The 25135-nt window shown below is 38.7% G+C and carries 22 protein-coding genes and 1 pseudogene; 9 read left to right on the top strand and 14 right to left on the bottom strand.

From position 1 onward, the window contains the following. Positions 1-2: 2 nt before the first annotated feature. On the bottom strand, positions 3-560 hold the full coding sequence (gene gldI / locus VIM94_RS05000) for a gliding motility-associated peptidyl-prolyl isomerase GldI (protein ID WP_332038190.1): 558 nt from the start codon (positions 558-560) through the stop codon (positions 3-5). Then, positions 557-1573 (bottom strand): bifunctional oligoribonuclease/PAP phosphatase NrnA, encoded by a 1017-nt coding sequence (locus tag VIM94_RS04995; RefSeq protein WP_332038189.1) that lies wholly within the window; start codon positions 1571-1573, stop codon positions 557-559. Before VIM94_RS04995 ends, gldI begins: the two co-directional genes overlap by 4 nt. An 83-nt stretch (positions 1574-1656) precedes the next feature. On the opposite strand from VIM94_RS04995, the gene VIM94_RS04990 reads away from it, so the two are divergent. The 3 genes from VIM94_RS04990 to VIM94_RS04980 all read left to right on the top strand — a co-directional run bounded on the left by VIM94_RS04990 (position 1657) and on the right by VIM94_RS04980 (position 3956). Beyond that, positions 1657-2694, top strand: coding sequence for an alkaline phosphatase D family protein (locus tag VIM94_RS04990; RefSeq protein WP_332038188.1), 1038 nt, complete (start codon positions 1657-1659; stop codon positions 2692-2694). A gap of 58 nt (positions 2695-2752) precedes the next feature. Then, positions 2753-3172 (top strand): nucleoside-diphosphate kinase, encoded by a 420-nt coding sequence (locus VIM94_RS04985; RefSeq protein WP_332038187.1) that lies wholly within the window; start codon positions 2753-2755, stop codon positions 3170-3172. A gap of 184 nt (positions 3173-3356) precedes the next feature. Beyond that, the gene (locus VIM94_RS04980) at positions 3357-3956 is read left to right on the top strand and encodes a hypothetical protein (protein WP_332038186.1); all 600 of its coding nucleotides are present in this window, start codon (positions 3357-3359) and stop codon (positions 3954-3956) included. 80 nt (positions 3957-4036) lie between these two features. On the opposite strand, the gene VIM94_RS04975 is transcribed toward VIM94_RS04980, so the two are convergent. Then, positions 4037-6169: a M3 family metallopeptidase gene (locus tag VIM94_RS04975; RefSeq protein ID WP_414707151.1), complete on the bottom strand. Its 2133-nt coding sequence runs from the start codon at positions 6167-6169 to the stop codon at positions 4037-4039. A 195-nt stretch (positions 6170-6364) separates the two neighbouring features. Between VIM94_RS04975 and azu the strand changes: the two genes are divergently transcribed. The 3 genes from azu to VIM94_RS04960 all read left to right on the top strand — a co-directional run bounded on the left by azu (position 6365) and on the right by VIM94_RS04960 (position 10455). Beyond that, positions 6365-6904 carry an azurin gene (azu, locus tag VIM94_RS04970; RefSeq protein WP_332038185.1) on the top strand — a complete coding sequence of 180 codons (540 nt, stop codon included), beginning with the start codon at positions 6365-6367 and terminating at the stop codon, positions 6902-6904. 293 nt (positions 6905-7197) lie between these two features. Next, positions 7198-9084, top strand: coding sequence for a phosphoglycerate dehydrogenase (serA, locus tag VIM94_RS04965; RefSeq protein ID WP_332038184.1), 1887 nt, complete (start codon positions 7198-7200; stop codon positions 9082-9084). Between the two features lie 309 nt (positions 9085-9393). Then, on the top strand, positions 9394-10455 hold the full coding sequence (locus tag VIM94_RS04960) for a hypothetical protein (RefSeq protein WP_332038183.1): 1062 nt from the start codon (positions 9394-9396) through the stop codon (positions 10453-10455). Between the two features lie 13 nt (positions 10456-10468). Here the strand turns inward: VIM94_RS04960 and VIM94_RS04955 are convergent, their stop codons facing one another. The 3 genes from VIM94_RS04955 to VIM94_RS04945 all read right to left on the bottom strand — a co-directional run bounded on the left by VIM94_RS04955 (position 10469) and on the right by VIM94_RS04945 (position 12793). After that, positions 10469-11158, bottom strand: coding sequence for an aspartate/glutamate racemase family protein (locus VIM94_RS04955; RefSeq protein WP_332038182.1), 690 nt, complete (start codon positions 11156-11158; stop codon positions 10469-10471). A 10-nt stretch (positions 11159-11168) separates the two neighbouring features. Further along, the gene (locus VIM94_RS04950; RefSeq protein ID WP_332038181.1) at positions 11169-11417 is read right to left on the bottom strand and encodes a hypothetical protein; all 249 of its coding nucleotides are present in this window, start codon (positions 11415-11417) and stop codon (positions 11169-11171) included. A 173-nt stretch (positions 11418-11590) separates the two neighbouring features. After that, the gene (locus tag VIM94_RS04945) at positions 11591-12793 is read right to left on the bottom strand and encodes a CapA family protein (protein WP_332038180.1); all 1203 of its coding nucleotides are present in this window, start codon (positions 12791-12793) and stop codon (positions 11591-11593) included. A gap of 213 nt (positions 12794-13006) precedes the next feature. On the opposite strand from VIM94_RS04945, the gene pta reads away from it, so the two are divergent. Further along, positions 13007-15100 (top strand): phosphate acetyltransferase, encoded by a 2094-nt coding sequence (pta, locus tag VIM94_RS04940; RefSeq protein WP_332038179.1) that lies wholly within the window; start codon positions 13007-13009, stop codon positions 15098-15100. Positions 15101-15105: 5 nt separating this feature from the next. Then, positions 15106-16293 carry an acetate kinase gene (locus VIM94_RS04935; RefSeq protein ID WP_332038178.1) on the top strand — a complete coding sequence of 396 codons (1188 nt, stop codon included), beginning with the start codon at positions 15106-15108 and terminating at the stop codon, positions 16291-16293. A 65-nt stretch (positions 16294-16358) separates the two neighbouring features. On the opposite strand, the gene VIM94_RS04930 is transcribed toward VIM94_RS04935, so the two are convergent. Together VIM94_RS04930 and VIM94_RS04925 are read right to left on the bottom strand one after the other, a co-directional pair. Then, positions 16359-16901, bottom strand: a complete 543-nt coding sequence (locus VIM94_RS04930) for a GNAT family protein (protein ID WP_332038176.1) — start codon at positions 16899-16901, stop codon at positions 16359-16361. 199 nt (positions 16902-17100) lie between these two features. Continuing rightward, complete coding sequence (locus VIM94_RS04925; RefSeq protein WP_332038175.1) at positions 17101-18255, bottom strand: porin; 1155 nt, start codon at positions 18253-18255, stop codon at positions 17101-17103. A gap of 294 nt (positions 18256-18549) precedes the next feature. On the opposite strand from VIM94_RS04925, the gene VIM94_RS04920 reads away from it, so the two are divergent. Further along, a complete protein-coding gene (locus VIM94_RS04920) occupies positions 18550-20118 on the top strand; it encodes an AbgT family transporter (protein ID WP_332038174.1) in 1569 nt (522 codons plus the stop codon). A 249-nt stretch (positions 20119-20367) separates the two neighbouring features. On the opposite strand, the gene VIM94_RS04915 is transcribed toward VIM94_RS04920, so the two are convergent. The 6 genes and pseudogenes from VIM94_RS04915 to VIM94_RS04890 all read right to left on the bottom strand — a co-directional run bounded on the left by VIM94_RS04915 (position 20368) and on the right by VIM94_RS04890 (position 25132). After that, positions 20368-21216 (bottom strand): DUF5694 domain-containing protein, encoded by an 849-nt coding sequence (locus tag VIM94_RS04915; protein ID WP_332038173.1) that lies wholly within the window; start codon positions 21214-21216, stop codon positions 20368-20370. Positions 21217-21523: 307 nt separating this feature from the next. Then, the gene (locus VIM94_RS04910; protein WP_332038172.1) at positions 21524-22360 is read right to left on the bottom strand and encodes a formate/nitrite transporter family protein; all 837 of its coding nucleotides are present in this window, start codon (positions 22358-22360) and stop codon (positions 21524-21526) included. A 625-nt stretch (positions 22361-22985) separates the two neighbouring features. Next, positions 22986-23931: pseudogene (locus VIM94_RS04905) on the bottom strand (Fic family protein). A 217-nt stretch (positions 23932-24148) separates the two neighbouring features. Then, positions 24149-24505, bottom strand: coding sequence for a helix-turn-helix domain-containing protein (locus VIM94_RS04900; RefSeq protein ID WP_332038171.1), 357 nt, complete (start codon positions 24503-24505; stop codon positions 24149-24151). A 1-nt stretch (position 24506) separates the two neighbouring features. Then, the gene (locus VIM94_RS04895) at positions 24507-24800 is read right to left on the bottom strand and encodes a type II toxin-antitoxin system HigB family toxin (protein ID WP_332038170.1); all 294 of its coding nucleotides are present in this window, start codon (positions 24798-24800) and stop codon (positions 24507-24509) included. Positions 24801-25009: 209 nt separating this feature from the next. Beyond that, positions 25010-25132, bottom strand: coding sequence for a type II toxin-antitoxin system PemK/MazF family toxin (locus tag VIM94_RS04890; RefSeq protein ID WP_332038201.1), 123 nt, complete (start codon positions 25130-25132; stop codon positions 25010-25012). Positions 25133-25135: the final 3 nt, after the last annotated feature.

The following is a 25135-nucleotide window of genomic DNA, read 5'->3' as shown; positions in this document are numbered from 1 at the left end:
ATTTAGTCTTCGTTTTTAGATTCATTTTTATTGATATCGTGCAAAGTAACTTTTGCTTTCAACGGAACATTTGTTCCGATCTTGTTTTTATCGCCATAATATCCATAAGCTTTATGCGAAGGAAAAAGAAAAGTAACGGTTTCCCCTTCTTTCATGAGCTTTAAACCCTGGCGGAGTCCACTAAAAAGTTTCTCCTGATCTATGGCGTATTCCCGGGTTGGTTTTTCACCTTCTGCATAAATGGGTTCTCCATCAAGAGTGGAAAGGCTGTAATCGAATTTTACCAGGTCCCCGAATTCCGGCATCGCAGTATTTGAGGAATCGGTAGATTTCTTATTGTAGTAATACCAAAATCCTTCATTGGAGGCGAGGTATTCTGTAGCAGAATCTTCTTCCATCAAATTTTTAATATATTCTTCTTCTGCAGCGACCAGTTCCCGGTTGCGTTCTACAGATTCACGAATATAAGATCCGGAACTCTTGCTTACGGGATAGCGTGCTTCGGGCGATTTACAGGCGCCCAGCATTAATATTGTTAATAGGATTAAACCAATTCTCATTTTGTTAATTCATCTTTATACTGCGTAAGAATAGACTCAAAACGGTCCAGGGTTTCTTTAAGGCTAAGATCGCTTTTTCCCCCTGCAGCATTTATGTGGCCGCCTCCTCCAAAATGCTGTCTCGCAAAAGCATTTACAGAGAAGTCACCTTTGGAGCGGAAAGAGATTTTTATGATATTTTCCTGTTTGTTTTCAATGAAAATAGCCGCAAATTTTATTCCGGCGAGGGCCAGACCATAATTTACAAAACCTTCGGTATCACCTTTCCGGAAGTCGTGCCGGTCCAGTTCTTCCTGGGAAAGGCTTATATAGGCTGTTTTATACTCCTGCAGTACTTTTAGGTTACTTAAAGCGGTTCCCAAAAGCTGCATTCTTTTTTCTGAATTTGTATCGAATACCCTGTTATGTATTTTCCAGTTTTCTGCACCCTTGTCTATAAGGTCGGCAACTACCCGGTGGGTAAGACTGCTGGTAGAACTGAATCTAAAAGAACCGGTATCGGTCATAATACCTGTGTATAAGCAGGTTGCGATCTCGGGACTGATGTGATTTGCAGCTCTTAGTTTTTCCAGAAAGTGGTACACCATTTCACAGGTGGAACTCATCGTGGCGTCACTGTAAGTATGGTTGGCATAATCTGAGGGTTCCTGGTGATGGTCTATCATCACGAAAACCGCTTCTGAATCTATTAGTGGTTGCACCATCATTCCGGCACGGTTGAGCTCGTTAAAATCCAGGGTAAAAACCAGGTCGGCATCGGCTATAAGTTGCTTGCAACGCTCCTGTTCATTTTCAAAGATAATTACCTCTTCGGTTCCGGGAAGCCATTTAAGAAATTCCGGATAGTTATTCGGGGTGATTACCTGGGGATTATGGCCTTTATCTTTCAAGAAATGCCACAGCCCGAGGGAAGCTCCTATTGCATCTCCATCCGGGCCTTTATGGGGTACAATCACGATATCTCTGGCCCTGGCCAGTTCGGCGGTGATCTCTAAAATGCTTTGTTCTATCATAGTCTAAGGGCTAAAGATACAATTTATTAACTTTTACTAATAAATGAACCATTAAATTTGGTGCAGAAGCAAATCAACAAAAAATGAAATTAATATTAAGAATTTTACCTCTTTTTATTCTCTTTTCCTGCGGAAATATAAGAGAAACATCTACCGGGCCTTTTGAAGATAAATATGATTTCGTGCTTGCTTTTGGTAGTTGTAACAGGCAGGAAGCTCCCCAGCCACTTTGGGAACCAATCATGGAAAACCATCCCGATGTATTTGTGTGGGGCGGAGATAATATCTATGCTGATACCCCCGATATGCAACTAATGCAGGAGTACTACCGCATCCAACTAAATGTGCCCGGGTATAAAAAACTCAACACGAGAATACCTGTTTACGGTACCTGGGACGACCATGACTATGGACTCAATGACGGCGGAAAGGAATGGGGCTATAAAAAGGAAAGTCAGCAGCTATTTCTGGATTTTATGGGCTTATCAAAAAATGATCCCCGCAGGGAACGGGAAGGCGTATATCACAGTGAACTCCTGGAAAGCCCGGCAGGAAATGTAAAATTAATAATTCTGGATACCCGGTATTTTAGAGAGCAACTTGAACCGAGTACTGCCCCGGGAAAAAGATATGAAGAGAACAGGGAAGGAACTATACTGGGGGAACGGCAATGGCAATGGCTGGAAGATGAATTAAAAAACAGTACAGCTACTTTCAATATCATTTTAAGCAGTATCCAGGTGATTGCTGAGGAGCATGGATTTGAAACCTGGGGTAATTTTCCTGAAGAAAGAAGAAGGCTTATCAATTTAATAGAAGATTCTGCAGCAAAAAATATAATCATATTAAGCGGAGACCGGCATATTTCAGAGTTTTCAGAAATGAAACCGAATGGGCTGGAATATCCCCTGGTAGACTTTACTTCCAGCGGACTTACCCATAGCTATTCCGATTTTAGCGGGGAACCAAACCGGTATAGGAGGAGAGAAGTAGTAAGCGATCTAAGCTTCGGACTTCTTAAATTTGATCTTAAAAACAACCGGGTACTTATGGAAATGCGGGGAGAAGGAAACAGGCTTCTTCAGCAGTATAAAGTGCAATATCCACATATAAAGCATTAAACAACTTGCTTTTGGAAGGTATTTACTTATTTTTGCTCCAAATTTTAAAAAGCATAAAATGGCAGGAAACAGAACATTCACCATGATCAAACCCGATGCAGTAGAAAAAGGGAATATTGGTGGAATAATAGAACAAATTACCGCTTCAGGATTTAGAATTGTAGCGATGAAAATGACCCAAATGACCAAAAATGATGCGGAAGAATTTTACGCGATCCATAAGGAGCGTCCGTTCTTTGGAGAATTGGTAGAGTTCATGACACGTGGCCCTATTGTAGCCGCTATTCTTGAAAAGGATAATGCTGTAGATGACTTCAGAACCTTAATTGGAGCTACTAATCCTGAAGACGCGGCAGAAGGAACTATACGTAAGAAATATGCTGCCTCTGTAGGAGAGAATGCTGTTCACGGAAGTGATAGCGATGAGAATGCTACCATTGAAGGTGCGTTCCATTTTTCAGGTAGAGAGATGTTCTAAGCAGAATTTTTGATTTATATTTAAAGCCATCAGTTACCCGCTGATGGCTTTTTTATTTCCTGAAAATCAGTCCTACAATCACTCTTATTTTGACTTTTAATCTAATTAATTGGAATACTATCGATTAAATAAGGTTCTTAGAGGGGTTCTTGTTAAATTTTACTGAAATCCAAAGATGTCAAATATGAGAGTTATAGTTATTTGTATCGTTTTAGTTTCCTTTTTAGTAAGCCCTTCAATTAATGCCCAGGAATTAGAAGGAAAATGGATAATATCGGGCAATAAGAGTTTTGGAGCTTTTCCGGGAATACATTTGATGCAGGTGAGGGAAGATTCCCTGTTACATTATAACTTTGATCAGTTTATCGCTAAGACTTCCTATAAAACTGAAAATAAGAAACTGAAAATAGATACCCTGGCCTTTGCCGATTATAGTTTTAAAAACCCTAACCGCCTGAGTATTTATTCTGAAAGGTTGGAAAACCCAATAGATTATATAAGACTCGTTCCTACCAAAACAAAGCTGGGCGTTGAGGAGATCAAAAAAAATAAATACAATTTAGAACGGGGTGGAAGAAATTTTAAAATTGATTTTCAAAACCATCCTGATAATAAAATCGTTCATTCTTATTTAAAGAAAATAGATAAGACTTATTTCCTGGTTATTTACAGGCACGGTGATATTGTGACTGCGGTGCCTCTAGAAGAAATAACAGAAGATAATTTATTTCTATATGGATTTCCTGACAAACCAAATAAAATAGTGGCCAGGGCAATTAAATAAGTTGAGATGTTAGATAAAAAACCTGCCCGGAAAGGGTTTTTCCAGGCAGGTTCTCTTGTTCAACTTTATTTTAAAGTCTATTATTCTTCAGGTACGGGGAAACCACGATCACGCATTAAAGCGTCTATTTTGGCATCTCTTCCTCTAAAGCTTCTGTAAGCTTCAGCCGGATCCATTGCATTTCTTGGAGCGAATAGATATTTAACCAGTTTTTGGGCAACATTTTTATCATAGAATCCACCCGGAGCTTCCCTAAATGCTTCAGCAGCATCAGAGGTGAGCACATCGGCCCATAGGTAACCGTAATATCCGGTGGCATAACCTTCGCCAGAAAACACATGACCAAAATGTGGCGAACGGTGTCGCATCACGATCTCTTTTGGCATTCCCATTTCTTCAAGGGTTTTCTTTTCAAATTCCCTAGGTTCGATCTTGTCTGGATCTGTGGTATGGTACTTCATATCCATTAGGGCTGAAGCAAGGAATTCGGTAGTAGCAAAACCCTGGTTAAAGGTTGAGGCATTCTTGATCTTGGTTACCAGTTCATCAGGAATTACCTCGTCGGTTTCATGATGACGAAGGAAGCGGTTGATCACTTCATCTGTAGACAGCCATCGTTCAAGTAACTGAGACTGGAATTCGGTGTAATCTCTTACGCCTCCATTAAGGGTTGGGTACTTCACATCGGCAGCCAGAAAGTGTAAAGCGTGGCCAAATTCATGAAAGAAAGTCGTGGCATCATCCCAGGAGATAAGAACGGGCTCCCCTTCGGCAGCTTTAATAAAATTGGAATTGTTGGAGGCTAAAACCGGTTCTGCACCTTGTATTTCAGAATAACTTCGGTAAGTGGTGGCCCAAGCGCCGGAACGTTTTCCCTGGCGTGCGAATGGATCCAGATACCAAAGACCTATAAGCTCTCCTGTGGTTTTATCGGTTACTTCCCAAACATTCACGTCTTCGTGGAATACAGGAACCGATCCTTCTTCAACAGGCGTAAATTCAAAATTGAATATCTCCCCGGCAGTGAAGAAAAGGGCCTGGGTTAAATTGCCCAGTTCCAGGTATTGTTTTACCTCTTCGCTGTCCAGGTCATATTTATCTTTTCTTACTTTTTCTGCATAATATCGGTAGTCCCAGGGCTCTATGGTGATATTGGCCCCTTCTTTATCGGCTATAGCTTGCATATCGGCAACCTCTTGTTCTACCCGGGCCAGTGCTGCCGGCCATACTGCTTCCATAAGTTCCATGGCGTTTTCAGGATTCTTGGCCATGCGGTTTTGTAATCGCCATTGGGCAAAATTATCATAGCCCAGAAGTTCCACCCGTTCGTCCCGAAGTTTCAGGATTTTTTTGATTACTTCATTATTGTCGAACTCATCGTCGTTATCTCCACGGGAATAATAATTATTCCATACTTTTTCCCGTAATTCCCTTTCGTCAGAATAAGTCAGGAAAGGATCCATTGAAGAACGGGTATTGGTTACCGCATATTTACCGGGTTTCCCTCGTTCTTCGGCGGCACTGGCAGAAGATTTTATGTAAGATTCAGGAAGGCCACTTAACTGGTCTTCTTCCAGGTATACTACGTAATTTTCCTCTTCGGCTAATACGTTATTTGAAAATTTGGTGTAGAGCTTTGAGAGTTCTTTATTGATCTCTGCATAACGCTTTTTATCTTCTTTATTAAGGGCAGCCCCTTCCATGGCGAATTCCTCATAAATAAGATCGATAACTCTTTGTTCCTGTGACTCTAGTGGATTTTTACGGGAATCCTTAAATACCTTTTCAATTCTTTTGAAAAGCTTTTCATTTTGGGAGATCTTCGAACTGTATTCCGAGATCTTTGGAGAAAGTTCTTTTTGAACCTCCCTGAATTCAGGGCTGGACATATTACTGCTAAAAATGCCGTAATAGGTGAAGACCCTTCTCAATTCTTTTCCGGCTTTTTCCATGGGAACAATGGTGTTCTCAAAAGTGGCAGCCTCTGGATTATTGGCGATCTTATCGATTTCGGCCAGGTGCATCTCCATGGCTTTTACCATCGCGGGTTTTACAAGATCAACTTCCATCTTGTCAAAAGCAGGAACCCCGGAGTAAGGTCCTTCCCATTCGGCTAATAAAATATTATCCATAGCCTTATCTTGTGCCAGAGCATTGGAACTCAGGACGGTTGCCAATGCGAGCATTCCGGCGTTTTTTAAAATTTTCTTCATTAAAGATTATATTTGGTTTAAACGCCTTGAAGATACGAAGATTTTAGGATTTGGCCTTATCCTTTTTTTAACATTTCGTTTCAAAGTTTCCTTAAACACCTGCTCTCCCTAAAAAATACTTTTATATTTGACCAGGGTTAAATCAAATACTAAAAACCCGTTCAAACCTAAATGTAAACTTTTAATTAATTGTTAATGAGAAATTTAAGTAAATTCATTCTGATTTTTGGAGCTATGGCAATGATAGCTTGTGGCGACAAAAAAGAAAAAGAAACCGAAGAAAAAACTACAATTGGCAACAGTTCAACTGAAGAGACCACACAAACCCGGGAAGCCGATTCTCAGGATGCTTCCGACTCTGATGTCGTTGAAATCACTATTGAAGGAAATGACCAAATGCGTTTCAATAAAGATGAAATGAGAGTTAAAGCGGGACAAACAGTTCGTCTTACTTTAAAACATGTTGGCCAGATGGACAAAACCGCTATGGGGCACAATTGGGTATTATTAACCCAGGGAACAGAAATCTCTAAATTTGGGATGGAGGCAATGGATGCAAAAGCCAACGATTATATCCCTGAAAACACCGATAAAGTGATTGCTCATACCAAAATGATTGGTGGGGGAGAAAGCACTACTATTGAATTTGAAGCTCCTGAAAAAGGGACTTACGATTTTATCTGTTCGTTCCCCGGTCACTATTCTTTAATGAAAGGGAAGTTTATCGTAGAGTAAATCTACGCTCTTAATCTAGTGAATGCCTGTTTTCAATTATGAAGACAGGCATTTTTGTTTCGGGTTGTTTCTACTGAAGATTTTTTTGAAATGAGAAATGTGAATTAGCTAATTTCCTTCTTTAATTCTTAGCATTCCTTTAAAAAATCATCTTAATTTTCGGAGCTAATTATCAATATTATAAAACTCCCCATTTTAGCCTTGTTTAGCCTAATTTTTTGGTTTTTACTGGCCTTCAAATGTCTGAAAAACTGTAGTTTTAGCCTTTTATTTTTTGCCCTAAACAAACTTGAATGGAACAACATATAGTTATTGATTTTGACAGCACTTTTACGCAGGTTGAAGCCCTGGATGTCCTGGGAGAGATATCTCTGGCAGGAGATACACAAAAGGAAAATAACCTCAGGGAAATTGAGAACCTTACAGATCTTGGAATGAAAGGAGAACTGGATTTCAGAAAATCTCTGGAAGAACGTCTCCGACTTTTAAAAGCTCATGAAGATCATCTGCCATCCCTGATTCAAAATCTGAAAGAGCGTGTTTCTTCTTCTTTTGTTAGAAACCGACAGTTCTTTGAAGAATATCATGAGAATATTTACATTATCTCGAATGGATTCAAGGAGTTTATCGTTCCTATAGTTGAAGAATACGGGGTGCGCCCAGAGAATGTCTATGCCAATACCTTTGTGTTCGATGATAACCGAAAGATCGTTGGTTTTGAACCAGAGAATGTCCTGTCTTCAAATAACGGGAAAGTAGAACAGTTAAAACGCCTTAATCTTCAGGGCGATGTTTACGTTATTGGCGATGGTTATACCGACTATGAGATTAAGGCTGCCGGCCTGGCTAATAAATTTTATGCCTTTACTGAGAATGTGGAACGGGAAAATGTGCTCCAAAAAGCCGATCATATTACCCCGAGCCTCGATGAATTTTTATTTGTACATAATATGAACAAAGCTATTTCTTACCCCAAGAACAGAATCAACGTGCTTTTACTTGAAAATGTGCATCAGGATGCCGTAGATATCATGAAGAAGGAGGGCTACAATGTTAGCGTTCATCCGGGGGCTATGGATGAGGATGAGCTTGCCGAGAAAATCAAAGATGTTTCTGTGATTGGGATTCGTTCCAAAACTCACCTAACAAAAAAAGTCCTGCAAAATGCTAACCGACTTATTGGAGTGGGAGCTTTTTGCATCGGTACCAATCAAATAGATCTGGAAGAATGTCTAAAGAAAGGGATTGCGGTATTTAATGCGCCCTTCAGCAACACCCGTTCGGTTGTAGAATTGGCCATTGGTGAAATCATTTTGCTTATGCGGAACCTTCCGGATAAGATGAAATTGATGCACGACGGAAAATGGGAAAAATCGGCTAATTCCAGTTTTGAAACCCGAGGTAAAAAACTGGGTATTATTGGTTACGGAAATATTGGCGCTCAGCTTTCAGTAGTAGCTGAATCTATTGGTTTTGACGTTTATTACTACGATATTCAAGAAAAGCTTCCCCTGGGAAATGTCACCAAATGCAGCTCTCTTAAGGAACTACTAAATAACGTGGATATAGTGACGCTTCACGTAGATGGTCGTAAAGAAAACCTTGATATGATTGGGGAAGAAGAATTCGATCAAATGAAAGATGGCGTTATTTTCCTCAACCTTAGCCGTGGCCATGTGGTAGATATTAAGGCCCTGAAGAAGAATATAGAATCAGGTAAAGTAATGGGGGCGGGGATAGATGTTTTCCCGAAGGAACCCAAAACCAACAATGAGGAATTTGAATCTGAACTCCGCGGTTTGCCCAATGTTATCTTAACACCGCACATAGGGGGAAGCACCCTGGAAGCCCAGGAAAACATAGGAAGTTTTGTTCCGGGGAAATTAATTGAATATATCAATACCGGGAGTACGACCAACTCGGTGAACTTTCCTAACCTTCAATTACCGGTGCTAAAAGATGCTCATCGTTTAATCCATATTCACCGAAATGTTCCGGGAATCCTTGCAGATATTAACCGCATCCTGGCCGATCACGATATTAATATCGTTGGACAATATCTTAAGACCAACGAAACCGTTGGTTATGTGATCACCGATATCGATAAAGAATATGACAAAGCTGTTATAAAAGATCTGAAGGGATTAAAAGGGACTATTCGCTTCAGGGTTTTATACTAGAATTAACCTTAAAATAAAAGGCACAGAATTCCAGAAATTTTGTGCCTTTTTTAGCTTCTGATTTTAGGTAGCCCCCTTGTTATTGTTGGCGGAATTTGTTTATCACATTCTTAAAGGAAGTCTTTCCCGTAAATGCATTGTTTAAATAGTCGTGACTCCTTTTCTTTCAAAGTCAAGGGAAAACCCCCATATTAATCTCAGCAGATATCAACTATATTTATTCTTCAGTTTCTTCTGAAGCACCCCTAATCTCTCGTTCTCCTGCCTGGTTGTGGAAAGTTTAAGACTAACTAAACCAATTTGGAAATTATGAGAAATTTATATCTTCTAAGCTTATTTTGTTCCGTTTTTATGAGCATTAATTCCTGTACCACAGATTCCGAGTTAACTGAAGAGACGCCTGTAGCTGAAGAACTTATTAGCTTACAGTTTGGTCCTGTGCTTAACAATGCCTTATTCCTTGCACCGGGGGAGGAAATCCAAAGTGATGAGAACCCTCAAAAAGAGGAAGATTTTATGCAAAACTGTGTGAGTGCAATTCCTGCATTTATGGATATCGTTCTTTCCCGTGATGGTAATATAATGCTGGGGGATATGGATGCCCCGGTTCGCATTCCCATTTACCAAGCCCCATTCAACGATCCAAACGGCGGTGACGACCAACCCGTTTTTTTTACAGAAGAATCACCCGCCCTGCAGCTGCCGCCGGGAACTTACCAGTTGGAGTACGCTACCGTGCTTGATGCTGCTGAAAACATAGTTTGGCTTGCTCCGCGAATGGACGATACCTCGGGGAATTTGGCCAACCTGGTGGATAGTCCGTTACCACTTAGTATTAACCTGAATTCAGGAGGTAAGCCTTATGTACCTCTCGATGTAATTTGTTTCGATGACCGGATTGTTAATCGCTACGGTTATATCTTTTTTGATATTCAGGGTGTGGAGGTTATCGAATTCTGCATTTTCGGAAATTATTGTGATGAGAACGGAAGGCATCATTCAGCACATTTTTCAATAGATCTATGGAAGTACAGCGGTAATCCGGAAAATCCCAAAGCTGATATTTTATATAGTGGATTAGAGAACGCCATCTGGGTGGAGGATGATTTTCAAAATCAAGAAGCCACTTATGGCGCTACCAGCTTATGTATGCAACTGCCCGATGGTCCGGGACTTGACGAATATTACATAGAAATAAATCTGCTTCCCGGCTTTGGTAATTCTGAGGAGGAACTTATAAGAGCAGGGGTTATTACCGATGCAGATGTTCACGCATTGTTCGATGGGCCGAATGCCCTGGATCCTTTTCATTTTAGGGAGGGCTGCGGCAATATAGATTCTCCCGACCTGTTTGGGGTAGGAGAAAACTGATTAATTTAGAAGGCTAATCTTCGTCTTCAAAAATAAAATCTACGGCCATTTGGGCATGCAGATCGGTGGTTTCTAATAAGGGAATATTGGTTTTATCTTGTGGAATTAAGATGGGTAACTCGGTGCAGCCCATTATAATGGCATCAGCGCCTTTCTTCTGAAGACTCTCTAATTGACTTAGGAAAAAATTCCGGGCTTTATCGGTGAATTTACCTTGGGTTAATTCTTTTGAGACGAACCCATGGCAGTCATCCAGGTATTCATCTTCAGGAATAATTACTTCAATCTTGTAGATCTCTTTCAGACGGTTTTGTAAAAACCCCTTGGTCATGGTAGGCTTATTTCCTAATAGTCCCAGACGTTTATAACCTTTTTTCTGAGCCTCTATTCCTACGGCATCGGCGATATGAAGTATGGGGATATTGATTTTTGGCTGAACATAACTATATACCATATGTGGGGTGTTGGCACAAATTATAATTGCACCGGCACCGGCAGCTTCCAGTTTTTTCGCGATCTCCAGATAAGCGCTGTTAATGGCTTTGAGATTTTGCTCACGCATGAGCTGTATATTAAGGCTATATAATAAAAGTGGTGGGTTTTGATCTGCGCCGATTCTTTCTCCGGCTAACTGATTTAACAACCTGTAATATTCAATTGTAGAGTGCCAGGAGGTACCTCCTATCATTCCCAGTAATTTCATTTTTTATGGATTAAGTTAGTAGTTCGTTATTTGACCTGTCTGCCATGGAATGCGGGTTGGTATTATATGGATATCCCAGATTCTTTAAGGTATTTAAAAGGCTAAAAACAGCCTCATCAGATTGGTAAGTGAAGGAGATCTTTGAATGCTCCGTATCAATATTTATTTCACTAAGACCCGGAATAACCGAGAGCTTCTTTAAAATTGCTTCAACAGACCCATTGTTTTTCAGATTTTTTACGATTATGTTAGCTTTCATTATTGCTGGAATTAAAAAGTTAAACCTTCTTCTGAATATAGGTTTTGTGGCAATTTTACACTGTAACAGCAGTTACAATATTTTCTGTTTTGCTTTCAGCATCCAAATTGAGAAATTATCGGAAAAAATTTTATGAGGGAAATCAGGAAATGTGGTTTTTTCCCGGTTTTTACTTACCATTTCAGCCAAAGAACATTTTTTTTATCCGAATTGATGCGGGTGCCTAATTTTTCCCCCTCTCTGTTTAGGGTTTTCTGAAGCCATCTTATATCTTTTTTCGAAGCACTATGTAAACTAAATTTTTTGATCTTCATGGGGTGCATTTTTAAACTCACTAGTTGGCCGGTCTTCATATCGATTTTTGGGAAATACATCAGGCTTAGGTCGCCCCGGAATTCTTCATGGCCACTTATTCCTTCATAATCATTGATGAAATCTCCCGCCCCGTAGATTATTAATTTGTTTTGATACACTTCCATCCCCATTGGATGGTGCGAAGAATGACCGAAAATAACATCTACAATTCCCTGGTCAATAAGCTGATGCGCGAATTCCCGTTGTCGTTCTGAAATATCGTAGCCCCAGTTGCCGCCCCAATGTATCGAAAAGACAACCAGGTCGCTGGTTTGTTTTTGCTGTGCAACTTCCTCTTTTATTCTGTTTATCTCCTTATCACTCATTCCCGGCAGATAGTTAAGCCCTGAACGCTTACTTTCAGCAGCCCAATTTTTATAAACTCCACTGTTTGGCATTCCGTAGGAGAAAACAAGCACCCGGCCCTTTTCGGTTTTCAGGACTGAGGCTTTAGCTGCCTCTTTTTCGTTAACCCCAGCTCCGGAAAAAGATATCCCGGCGGCCTGCAGACTTTTCATAGTTTCTTTCAGGCCTTCCCGACCCCAATCCAGAATATGGTTATTGGCAAGGCTTACATGATCTATTCCGGCAGTAGTGAGAACTTTTACATTTTTAGGGTGCATCCGGTAATGAATACCTTTTCCCGGCCAGGCTTGATTACTGGTGGTAATACTCGTTTCAAGGTTTATGAGCTTCAGATCCGGGCTATTCTGTTTCCAGAACCTTAGGGCTTCACCCCAGATGTGTTGGTAGGAAACCGGTTGTTTTATTTTTCCGTTTTCTCTTTCTGCCAGCAGAACATAATCCCTCGCATCTTTTACATAAGATTCATATAAGACGGGTTCTACCGAAACCGGAAATACCTGGTCAATGCCCCTTCCGGTCATCACATCGCCGCTAAGGAAAAGTTTTATGGTTTTATTCTCTGTCCCTGATTTTTCTTCCTTGTTTTGTGAAATTGCAGCAGTTTCTACCCATAATAGCAGGCTTGCCAATAATATCACCTCTTGATAATTCTTCATCTCGAAAAGCTCCTTTTAATTATATCTATAAGATAAGAATATCTCCAGATTCAGGATTTGATTTCGCTTAAAATTCCAGAATTTTCAGTGTAATTTTCACAATCTTTTAACTTCGGTAAAACTTGATTTTAGTCAGTTTTTCTGATCTTTTGAGGGTCAACAGCGGTCGGGGTTTTTTTATAAACCCTATTTTTGTGCCACAAATAAAAAATCATGAATAAAGGAATATACATTGCTACGCTGGAATCTCACAGCGGAAAATCGATGATCACCCTGGGGCTTATGCGAACCCTTCTTGGGAAAATGGTTAAAGTGGGCTATTTCAGGCCTATTATCGACGATGTACCAGTGGGAGAAAAAGATAATCATATAGACACTGTTCTAAGCTATTTCGACCTGAAAATCCCTTATGAAGACACCTATGCTTTTACCAGAAGCGAAGTAATTCAGAAGAGGAATGAAGGTAAGGCTGGAGAGGTGATCGATACTATTATCAGGAAGTATAAAAAACTCGAAGAAAACTTTGATTTTGTCCTGGTAGAAGGCAGCGACTTTTCTGGCGAAGGCAGCGTGTTTGAATTTGATGTAAACGTAGTGATCGCCAAAAACCTGGGCATCCCGGTAATTATTGTAGTTAGCGGCCAGCGTAAAACCTGGGAGGAACTTCTTGGCAATCAACAAATGGCCTACCGTGCTTTTAAGAATAAGGATGTGCAGGTGATGGCTATGGTGAGCAATAAAATAATGGAAGAGAACCTGGAGCCTGCAAAAAAGAATATGCGCGGCTTTTTACCCGAGGAGGTACAGGTGTTCTCCATACCACTTATCGATAACCTGAATAACCCAACGCTTAAGGAGATTGTTAAAGCTTTAAACGGTAAGGTGTTGTTTGGGCAGGAATTTCTTGATAATCAAACCGGTAATTTTGGAGTAGGAGCTATGCAGCTTCGCAATTATCTCACAACCCTGAAAAACGAAAGCCTGGTGATAACTCCCGGCGACAGGGCAGATATTATCCTTGGTGCCTTACAGGCGAATATTTCCAGTAACTATCCACGAATTTCAGGGATCATCCTAACCGGTGGACTCACGCCTGAAAATTCCATTATAAAACTTATTGAAGGCCTTTCGGATATTGTTCCTATTATTTCTGTTGAAGAAGGAACCTTTATTGTCACCAACAAGGTGGGAGCCATAAAATCTAATATTTATGCTGATAGTATTCAGAAGATCCAAACAACCATCAGCATTTTTGAGCGTTATGTATCTTTTGAACCTTTGGTAGAAAAGCTTACCAATTATCAACCGATTGGAAGAACTCCAAGGATGTTCCAGTATGATCTGGTTAAGAGAGCGCAACAGAGCAAGAAACATATTGTGCTGCCTGAAGGAACCGATGAAAGGATCCTTACTGCAGCAGCACGATTGATTAGTATGGACCTGGTGGATATCACCCTTTTGGGGAATGAGGAAATCATCAGAAAAACAGCAGCTAAACTAGGTCTTAATCTTGACTTCGATAAAGTTAATATCATCGATCCGGTAAATTCGGCTAATTTCCTTAATTATGCTGAAACCTTTTATGAGCTAAGAAAGCATAAAGGAGTGAACATGGATATGGCCAAAGACAGGATGAGCGATGTATCTTACTACGGAACAATGATGATCTATAAAGGCCATGCGGACGGAATGGTATCTGGAGCGGCTCACACTACTCAGCATACGATCTTACCTGCGCTTCAGTTTATCAAGACTAAACCCGGAGTTTCTGTGGTATCTTCTGTTTTCTTTATGTGCCTGGAAGATAGGGTTTCAGTTTTTGGAGATTGTGCCATTAACCCGAATCCTTCAGCAGCAGAACTTGCCGAGATCACCATCTCTTCGGCAGAAAGTGCATCAGCCTTCGGAATTGATCCTAAGATCGCGATGCTTTCGTATTCTTCAGGAAGTTCAGGAAAAGGAGCCGATGTTGATCGCGTGCGAGAAGCTACGGAGATTGTAAAATCACGGCGCCCAGACCTAAAAATAGAAGGACCTATCCAGTATGATGCCGCAGTAGATATTAGTGTTGGGAAGTCTAAACTGCCCGAATCAGAAGTTGCAGGACAGGCTAATGTTTTGATCTTCCCCGATTTGAATACAGGGAACAATACCTATAAAGCCGTACAAAGAGAAACAGGAGCCCTGGCCATTGGACCAATGCTCCAGGGCCTCAACAAACCGGTGAATGACCTTAGTCGTGGTTGCACGGTTGATGACGTCTATAATACGGTAATTTTAACAGCCATTCAGGCACAAGGAATATAATGAAAATGGAAAATATCTTAATAATAAACTCAGGGAGCTCATCTTTAAAATTTCAGCTTATAAAAATGCCTGATGAAACTGTGCTGGCTTCAGGAATGGTAGAACGCATCGGGCTTGATGGCGCTAAACTTCATTATAAAAGCGCAGCGAATACAGTTTCTAAAGAACTGGAAGTTCCGGATCACGCGGTTGCCTTAAAAGCGATTACAGGACTTTTAATGGACGCGGAAAAAGGAGTGATAAAAGATGCTTCAGAGATTCCTGCGATTGGGCACAGAGTGGTACACGGGGGAGATACTTTCTCTAAAACTATTATTATCGATGAAAAGGTGAAAGCTAAGATCAGGGAATATTTTTCTTTAGCACCCTTGCATAATCCACCAAACCTAAAAGGAATTGAAGTAGCCGAGCAGCTATTTCCGCAGGCAAAGCAGGTAGCAGTTTTCGATACCGCCTTTCACAGAACTATTCCTTCCCGCGCTGCGCAATATGCTATCCCACAATCTTTTTATGAGGAGCACAACATTCAGGTTTACGGTTTTCACGGCACCAGCCATAAGTATGTTACCCAGCTGGCTATTGACGAACTTAAAAAAGAGAATTCAAAGATTATAAGTGTTCACCTTGGTAACGGTTGTAGTATTACCGCAGTACAGGATGGAAAAAGTATAGATCACTCGCTTGGTTTTGGGCCGGTTAACGGCCTTGTAATGGGTACCCGAAGTGGAGATATAGACCAGTCGGTAATATTTTATATGATCGATCAATTGGGCTATACCGCCCAGGAGGTGAGTGATATCCTGCACCATAAAAGCGGAATGATGGGCCTCACAGGCTTTAGTGATCTACGTGATATTGAAGAACAAGCCGAAAAGGGAAACCGCCAGTGTCAGCTTGCCCTGGATATGAATGCTTACCGTATAAAAAAATATATTGGGGCCTATGCCGCTGCTATGAATGGGGTGGACGCAATTGTATTTACCGCCGGAATAGGAGAGAACAGTGATGTTATCCGTGGCCTGGTTTGCAGGGATATGGATTTCTTCGGAATTAAACTGGACGAGGAAAAGAACAAAGTACGCTCTAAAGAGCTGAGGTATATCAATGCCGCGGATTCTAAGGTGAAAGTGCTTGTAATCCCAACCAACGAGGAGTTGGAGATCGCCCAGCAGACCCTGGAACTTATTTCCTGATAATTGAAGATATTATATCAAAAGCCCGCCGGTTTCGGTGGGCTTTTGTATATCAGGCTAAAGAATTAAATATTACTTTTTATAACGGGACCTTTAAGTTTGGCGAAAATGTCAATGCTAATGAGTTTCCCATTTTTGACCTCACAGTTTCTCCTTGTTCCTTCGTGTTTGAAATCGAGTTTTGCCATTGCCTTTTTGCAGTTGCGATTATCGGTTTCCACAAAGCCTTCTATTCTATGAAGTTTAAGTTGTTGAAACCCATAAGCACATATTAAAGGCATTGCTTCTCTCATTATTCCCTGCCCCCAGAAACCGGGAAGTAGCCAGAGTCCAATTTCAGCTTTTCTATGTTCTTTAGAGAGGTTATTTAGGCCGCCTGCTCCAAAAAATGTTTTGTTGTCTGGCGAACAAATTGCCCACCAATATTGAGAAGGCTCAGCGAACCAGGTCATTTGCTCCTTTGTAGCCTGGGGGCTGTCAAAACTTATTCCGTAGTATTTGATTACCTCAGGGTCTGAGAGTCCTTTGTAAATATTTTCTAAGTCGGTTTCAATAATTTCCCTTAGGATAATACGGGAAGTTTTAAGAGTAGGAAGTGGGTTTTTCACAGAAATCAATTAGTGCAAAAAGTTCTTGGATTTTAATTCAGCCAAATTGAGGCCCTAATTCAAATTTACAATTATAAATTCTAATTGTTGCTGGCCTTTTTAAATGGGGCACGACCTCATAAGATAAAAACTAATTTATTTCATGTGTCAACTTTCTTCATCTTATCTTTCTGAAGCTGAGTTTAATCTACATCTGATCTTAGAACAATAGAAGAGGAGCCATAACTCCAATTCTGAGTTCATTTCTGTTGTAGTTAGCCAGGCCAAGGTTTTCTTTGCCATAACTTGAATATTCGTAAAACCTGCCAATATAAGCGAAGAAGAATCGCAGATCGATGTTTTTAAACGGACTGTAATAAATGGTGGGGATCATTCCATAGCTGGTGCCCAGGTGTTCACTTTTGTTTTCAATTTTATCATAAGCACTACTGGTCATCAAGGTGAGTAAACCCTGAAATTCAGGACTAAAACTGTATTCTGCTCTTAACCAGTTTTCAGCATACATAACATCTTCGGCTACCGATTCATCATTACGAAGATTAGTCACCACTCCCTTGGTATCTACCTGTTCATAACTGTAATGAAAATCATACATAAGGCTAAACTTATCTTGTTCATATTTATGTCCTAAAGTGAAAAAATAAGTGCCACGATTTTTAACTTCGTTGCCATAGCTTAGGCTATAAATCGTTTGGAATTTTCCATCAAAAAAGCTTCCCCGCCAGTTCCCCACAACCGATACCGGCCATATAGGCTCCTGGATGTTTTCTGCAATTACATCCCCATAGAGGTCTTGATAAAGCATGGTACGTGAGTTAAGAACCTGCAACCCGAACTGGTGATCTTTTAAAGCCTGGTAAGTAATTCCGGCTCCGGTGACAAAGGCCAGGGCATTACCGTAAATCTCATTGTATTCCAAGACATACATCGGGCTAAACTCATATTCATACCCCCCGTAAAACGGATTCATTTTCCCGAGTCTGAGGTTAAGTAATTCGCCCAATTTAACATCCAGGTAAGCAATTTCAATATTGTTGCCTAACAGGTCCAGACTTTGCACCTCGCCGCCTTTATTAAAGCGGTGTCTGAATCTGAAACTTACATTTTCATGTAATTTACCGGCAATTCCGAGGGCTGTAAATCCATTCTGAAATTGCATCCCGTTGTAATATTGGTCTCCACCCCTAAATTTATAAGCTCGGAATTCAACACGCATATCGAAAGTGAAATCTATATCTCTCAGGAAACTTTTATTATCCTGGGAGAACAGAGGTCTGGCCAGGCTATCGTTTGTTTGTGAAAATCCCAATAATGGGATTAGTAAAAACACACTTACTAAAAATGACTTTATCATAAAAAATGAATTTACGATTTAAATTTTAGTAAGATTTCGGGCAGAAATATCACTAATTGTCGGATTTCCTTCAGAGGAAAAAAATTTCTTTCTAAGGAAGCCTTTTTAAATTTACTAAAAATTAATGGAAGTTAGCCTGGATTTAAACCGGCTTGTTTCAGGAGTATAGGCTTCACAATTAACTCGGAGATGAGCATAAAAAATTATTTAAACCAGCTAAACGAAAAGATTGGCGATTACTTTTAGAAGAAATTTTTATTTTAGTAGCTCACTAACATACTACCTGATCTAAATATGGAAGAAGCAGTTGATCCCCCAAAGAAGGGCATTTTAAACAGAGCCCTTGATGTGATTGAAAAAATGGGGAATAAATTACCCGACCCCGCAATTCTGTTTTTTTATTTACTCATTTTTATATGGGTTTTATCGGCAATACTTTCTCCCTTTGATTTTGGTGAAACTCATCCAATGACGGGAGATAGCCTTAATGTCCAGAACTTACTCACAGGAGAACAATTAGCGGGATTTCTTGCTAATATGGTAAATACCTTCGTGCTTTTTGCTCCCCTGGGAATTGTTTTGGTTGCCATGCTCGGCGTTGGGGTAGCTGAACACTCGGGTTGGATAGATGCCGGTTTAAAAAAGCTTTTAAATTTCACTCCTAAAAAACTGTTGACTCCAATGCTTATTTTAATAGCTATTGTTAGTCACACTGCAGCAGATGCCGGTTATGTGCTGGTGATCCCGCTGGGAGGTGTTATTTTTTATGCTGCAGGGCGACATCCCTTAGCGGGTATTGCAGCAGCCTTTGCCGGAGTCTCCGGAGGTTTTTCAGCAAATTTTATCCCATCGGCTATAGACCCTCTCATAATGAGTTTTACCCTGGAGGCCGCCAGGATCCTTGATCCCGCTATTAATTTAAACCCATTGAATAACTGGTATTTTACCTCTGCTTCAACTCTATTGATTGTGCTTGTTGGCTGGTGGGTAACCGATAAAATTGTGGAGCCCAGACTTTCCAAAATAAAAATAGATGGAGATGAAGATCAAATGCCTAAAATGGAAAGGGTGACATCCAGGGAAAGTAAAGCCTTCTGGATAGGACTTTTGGCTATGGTTCTTGGTCTTGTTGGATTGTTTTTATGGGCATACCCCGAAGATTCTGCCCTAAGAGGCCCCGGAATGGTAGATCCTGATGTTCAATCCTTAACCTCGTTTCATGCCCCCTTAATGAAGGCAATTGTGCCTTTGATCTTTGTTCTGTTATTGATCCCTGGCCTTGTTTTCGGATTCGTGTCTGGCAAGTATAAATCCTCGGGAGATTTGATAAAAAGCATGACAAAATCTATGGAAAGTATGGGTTATTACATTGTTATGGCCTTTTTCGTCGCACTTTTTATAGATGCTTTTTCGCGTTCCAATATTGGCCTTTTGATAGCCATAAAAGGGGCAAACTTCCTTCAGGCCCTTGACTTACCGGGTCAGGTTACCATTGTAGGGATCGTGATATTAAGTGCTTTTGTGAATTTGATGGTTGGTTCTGCCTCCGCAAAATGGGCGCTTATTGCACCTATCTTCGTGCCTATGCTCATGCAGCTGGGAATTTCACCAGACCTTACCCAGGCAGCATATAGGGTAGGGGATTCGGTTTCCAATATAATTACTCCGCTATTACCTTATTTCCCACTGGTGGTTGTATTTGGGCAACGTTATGTTAAAGGAATGGGAATTGGAACACTGATTTCTATGATGTTACCCTTTTCGGTTATTTTCTTAGTAGCCTGGGTTATCTTCCTTTTAGTCTACTGGTGGTTGGGAATTCCATTGAGTTTTGAGGCAAATTACCTCTATCCGGCTCCATAGGGATAAACGGAAATTAAATAAAAAAGATGTCTGCCGGTTTAGGCAGACATCTTTTTTTATTTTTCACTTCACCAATTTTTATTTCTTTACAAGAATTGAAATGAAAATATTTAGCATCCTTTTCAGTTCCCGGACTTGATTACTTCAGGTTCCCTTGAAAGGGACTTCAGCACAAACGGTGCAGCTAGCGAGCTCAAGGATTTAAAGCAGGATTTAACCGCTTATGGGAAGTTTATCTTGCCTACTGTTTTATTGTAGAAAACTATTTGTGTTCACTAAATTAAATTCAGGTGAACTTTCAAATAATAAATTGAGTATATTCATATGGTCGGCACCGTAAATAACTAAAATTTTATCCTTAGGATCTGGTTTGATTCGCTGTATATTTCTAAAAATTTTTAAGTTCCTGTTGAACCAGCGTCCGGTTTCAAAATTCACTCCGAAGAAATCGTCTTCCTTACTTTCATATTTGAAGGGCCCTATTAAATAGTTTCCTAAACTTTTCCTGATATTTTCGGGCTCGTTCAATCTAATTAGTTCAGCCAGAATACCATGACTTTTAAAGATCTTATCGGGATTATATTTTAATCCGGCGTCGCTATTTTTTTCATAATACTGACTAAATTTCTTTTCTTCAATTGAGTCTTTCCCCAATAAAACCTGATTCACCTGTTGATTGAATTCTCCCCATTCATCTACACAATATAGCTTTTTAAGCCCTTTCTTCTTTGCTAATCTAAATCCTATTTGCTCATGTTCAGATCTCTTTAATTCATACCTATTAGCTAAATAAGAATTGAATAAGGAATCAATTGAGTTTTGTTTTGATGATTTACATTCTATAATAATTATTGTTGGGTCAAATTCACTTAGCTTGCTGACTATCAGTTTTATTTCGTCCTGATATGCTGGCTTTAAAACATCAATTTGATCTGACTGGTCTGTTTGGACAAAGTCATTATTTGGAAAATTAAAATGAAAAGAAGCTAATGTTAAAACTTCAGTCTTATCTTTTTGAGCATTTAATTTTACCGCAATTAATAGTAACAGAAAAAGTGTGTAAACTCTCATTTTTGTTTTTAGGAATGACAAAGCCATCCTCTAAATGTTACACTTTCTTTTAAAATAGTAAACAATACCGGGTATTAATATACATAGGTAATTTGAGACACCTGGCGATTAGGTCTTTCAGATTGTTTTTTAGAGAAGCTTACATATAATTTAAGACCGGTTACAAATTTACGTGTAATTAAAAGGTGACCATAGTAAACTGAAAATAGGAACAGGGCTGTTACAATGAATGTTATTAGAATTTCACCAGTAGGATAAGAAGTTATATTCCCGAGGGATACTTCAGGTTATCCTAAAATAAATTTTATTATTTAATAAGTCCAGGAGGTAATTATTAGATATTTGCTGCAAAAGACCTATACCTAAGTAATGCAACAAAAAACACCCCTCCAATAGCATTACCAAACAATGCTGTTGGTAGAAATATTAAATATTCAACAAATGATACTGATTTGGTAAAAATTAGTCCTGCAAACACCTCAATATTACCAACTATACTGTGATGAAATCCTGCAAAACCCACAATAAAGGTAATTATATAAATAATAATAATTTTTGAAATGAACTCTTCTGAAGACGATAGCAACCAAGACAACAAAGCCATTAGCCAGCCTGCCATAATAGCACTAAAAAAAATTGTGAGATAATTCCCTTTAAAGACATGTTTTGCAATAGTAGCTAAACTTTCGTAACTGGTAATTTCTAAATTTACGCCAATTAAGACAACTAAAAATGTCATTACAATTCCTCCTAGCAGATTGCCACTAATAACTATAGCCCACAGCTGAAGTAATTCCCAGAATGTTCTTTTCTTGTGTAATACCGGTAAAGTTAATAAAGATGTCTGTTCCGTAAATAATATAGATTTTCCAAGAACTACTATAATAAAGCCCACTGGATAGGCAAAAGCTGTAATATAAAAGAGCGATTCTTCAGAAAATTTATCACTTAAAAAGTTAACTAAAATGACAATTAGAAGGTAACTAAATCCAATTTCAAGACCAGCAGTAAGTGAACTTAGAAAAACTTTTTTCTTATGGTGTTCATAAGTTTCCATTCCATCGCATAATTGGCTTACCAATATTTCTTCTTGAGATCTGGAATCTTTCTTTTTAACATTTAGCTCCTCTACCTTTCTATCAATTTGCTCTTTTTTATCAAAGTTCCCCATGATTTTCTGCCTTTATCAAATTTAGAATTAGTGTTTTTTATTCAGATAAAAACTATAATTTAAGGGTTTTGACTCAATAATCATGAATACAATATGATTTATATGTGGCCTCCATTAGTATTCTTGTCCTAAACTTTGGTTAGAATTTTATTCTTTTGTAAGTCAAAGATTGGATTTTGTTTCGCTTTAGCCAGTGACTTGATTTCATGGGAGTATTTTAGAGATTCTATAACCTCTCAAGCCCTAAATGACATAGGATCTTATACCATCTTTGCCCTGCATTCAGGTTAATTCAAATCGTCTAAAAAAATCATTAAGGTAATCTATTAAACTTTTTGAAAAATTTTCTTCGGTCTGGAAAAGTATAATGCATTTAGCAACAAGATAATTCATCCTCTTTTTAAGCTGAATCCTTTTCATTAGGTATAGTACTAGAAGGTTTAATTTTTAGTCAACCTATTTCAGGAAAGTACGTTTTTTTAGCTTGCTGCCAACGGTTTTGGTTAAGGGAAGTAGCGAGTAGGGAAGAGCTAACTTGTCGGCTTAACCGAGTTTAATTTAGACTTCTAAAATATAGAATTCTAGCTAAACCTAAGCTATTTTCTTTAACCAGTGTTGTACCCAGTTATAATTTGTACTTTGTTTTGTTTTTCTCCCCTATTTTTTGAAATAAGTTTAATTCCACTCCTTTTTTTAGATCTCTACTGGCAGTTGCTCCTGAAATATCTTTAAATATTTCCATATAATCTTTTCTTGTAAACTCTCTTTTATTTAATGAAACAAAATATTCAAGCCTATCTTTTTCTGTAAATGTACGTTGGTTAAAATCTAATAACTCATTTAATGATGTTTCAATTACATTAAGCATGTATTCAAGAAATGATGTAGAATTTCCTGCTTTGTCACTTTTTGATAAGGCCGCGTAGTATTTTTCTTGATCTTTGCTTATTAAAGTCTCAAAAGGTATATATTCAAAAATTGGATATTTCTCCATTAAAATTAGGGTTTGCCACAGCCGTCCCATTCTACCATTACCATCTAAAAAAGGATGAATGAATTCCATTTCATAATGAAAAACACAACTTTTAATAAGTACTATTTCTTCTGATTTCTTCAAATAATCAAATAAATCTTTCATTAAAAATGGGACATTTTGAATTGGCGGAGCAAAGTGTTCTACCTCTGAACCCTTCATTATTCCAACACCTTGTTTTCTATATTTCCCGGCATCTTCAATTAGGTTTTTCATTAAATGTTTATGACATTTCAAAAATGATTTCTCATCAAAGGCATTGTAATTTTCCAGATGCTCATAAATTTCTATTGCATTGAGAACTTCTTTCACATCCTTTTTAGGACCAATTATTCTTTTATGTTCTAGAAGCGCAGTTATTTGTTCTTCAGTAAGGGTATTTCCTTCTATTTTTAAAGAGGAATGAATTGTTTTAATCTTATTTTCTAAGCTTAGGAGAAGGTTTATTAAGATAATTGGCATTAATAGCACCAATTTTTTCTGAAATTGAAGTAATGGATTTTAGAATAGTAGGAGTAATCTCGTATGGCGGTTTCATTTGATACTATCATTTGATATTATCAAAAGTAAACTCATTTTTTACCAATTGAAAGAAAATTGTTGTTTTATAACACAGTACCTATCGCAAGTTGCGGGAGTAAGGACGCGGACTTGTCGGATTAACCATTTTCTTTCCTGGTTTCTAAAATTACAATTTTTCGGCAAAACCCGGAATTTGCGATTAACCGATGTTAGCTCCTGTATTTTTGTTCCGATTAATAATCTTGAATTAAAACTTCTGTGGGAATATGTAGTTGAGTATTTAACTTTCTTACCATTTCTAAAGTTAGTTTTCTTTTCTTATTTAGAATTTCACTTACTCTACTTTTGAAACCGAAAACTTCTGCTAAGTCTTTTTGTTTCATTCCCATTTGTTCCATTCTAAATTTTATAGCTTCTATCGGATCTGGCATTCCAATCGGAAAATTTTCATTTTCATAATTATCAATTAGAATTGATAATATTTCTAGTTCATCACCTTCTTCAGTTCCTCTTTTTGCATCAAAAATCACCTCAAGTCTTTCTAGAGCTTTTTGGTAATCTTGTTCGTTTCTTATTGGTGTAATTTTCATCTTAAATTGTATTTGCGTCTATTTTATCATATTCTGCGTGTGTTCCAATAAAGCGTATCCAACAGATTTGATATTCAAAACTGAATTTTACAATCAATCTATAATTGTTTCCTTTAATGTTGAATACAATTCTATTGTGTTGTAAAATACTTGCGCTGGGATAATCTTTCTTTAGATCATTAATATTTTCCCATTCTGTTTTTTCTGTTTCTCGATACCAGGCTTTTAATTGTTGTTCACTATCAGCGTGTTTTGTCCAAAAATCACGTAAGGTTCGTTTTGCAATAATTCTCACATTAAATTACTTTAAAACAAAGATAATTAAAATTACCAATTCGGGAACTTTTTACTTGATAAAATATTGGAGCTAACGTTCCCGGTTATTGACAAGTTGCGGAGTAGGGAGTGCGTATTTGTCAGCGTAACCAGGTTTTGTTAGCACCAAAATAGTCAAATTCAGTTAAACTGCCCGCAATTTGCCATAACCGATGTTGGCATTTGTACTTAATCCACAAATGTTTCTTTTAGTACTTCTTTACATTTTCGAATCTCAGATTTGGTTAGAAAATCAAAGACTTTTACAATTCTTTGCTTGTCAATTGTCCTAATTTGGTCAATTGCTACCATTCC

This window comes from Salegentibacter sp. (assembly GCF_036568425.1).
Taxonomy (GTDB): Bacteria; Bacteroidota; Bacteroidia; order Flavobacteriales; family Flavobacteriaceae; genus Salegentibacter.
The sequence above is the reverse complement of the archived record's forward strand: the minus strand, read 5'-3'. Positions and strand labels throughout refer to the sequence as shown.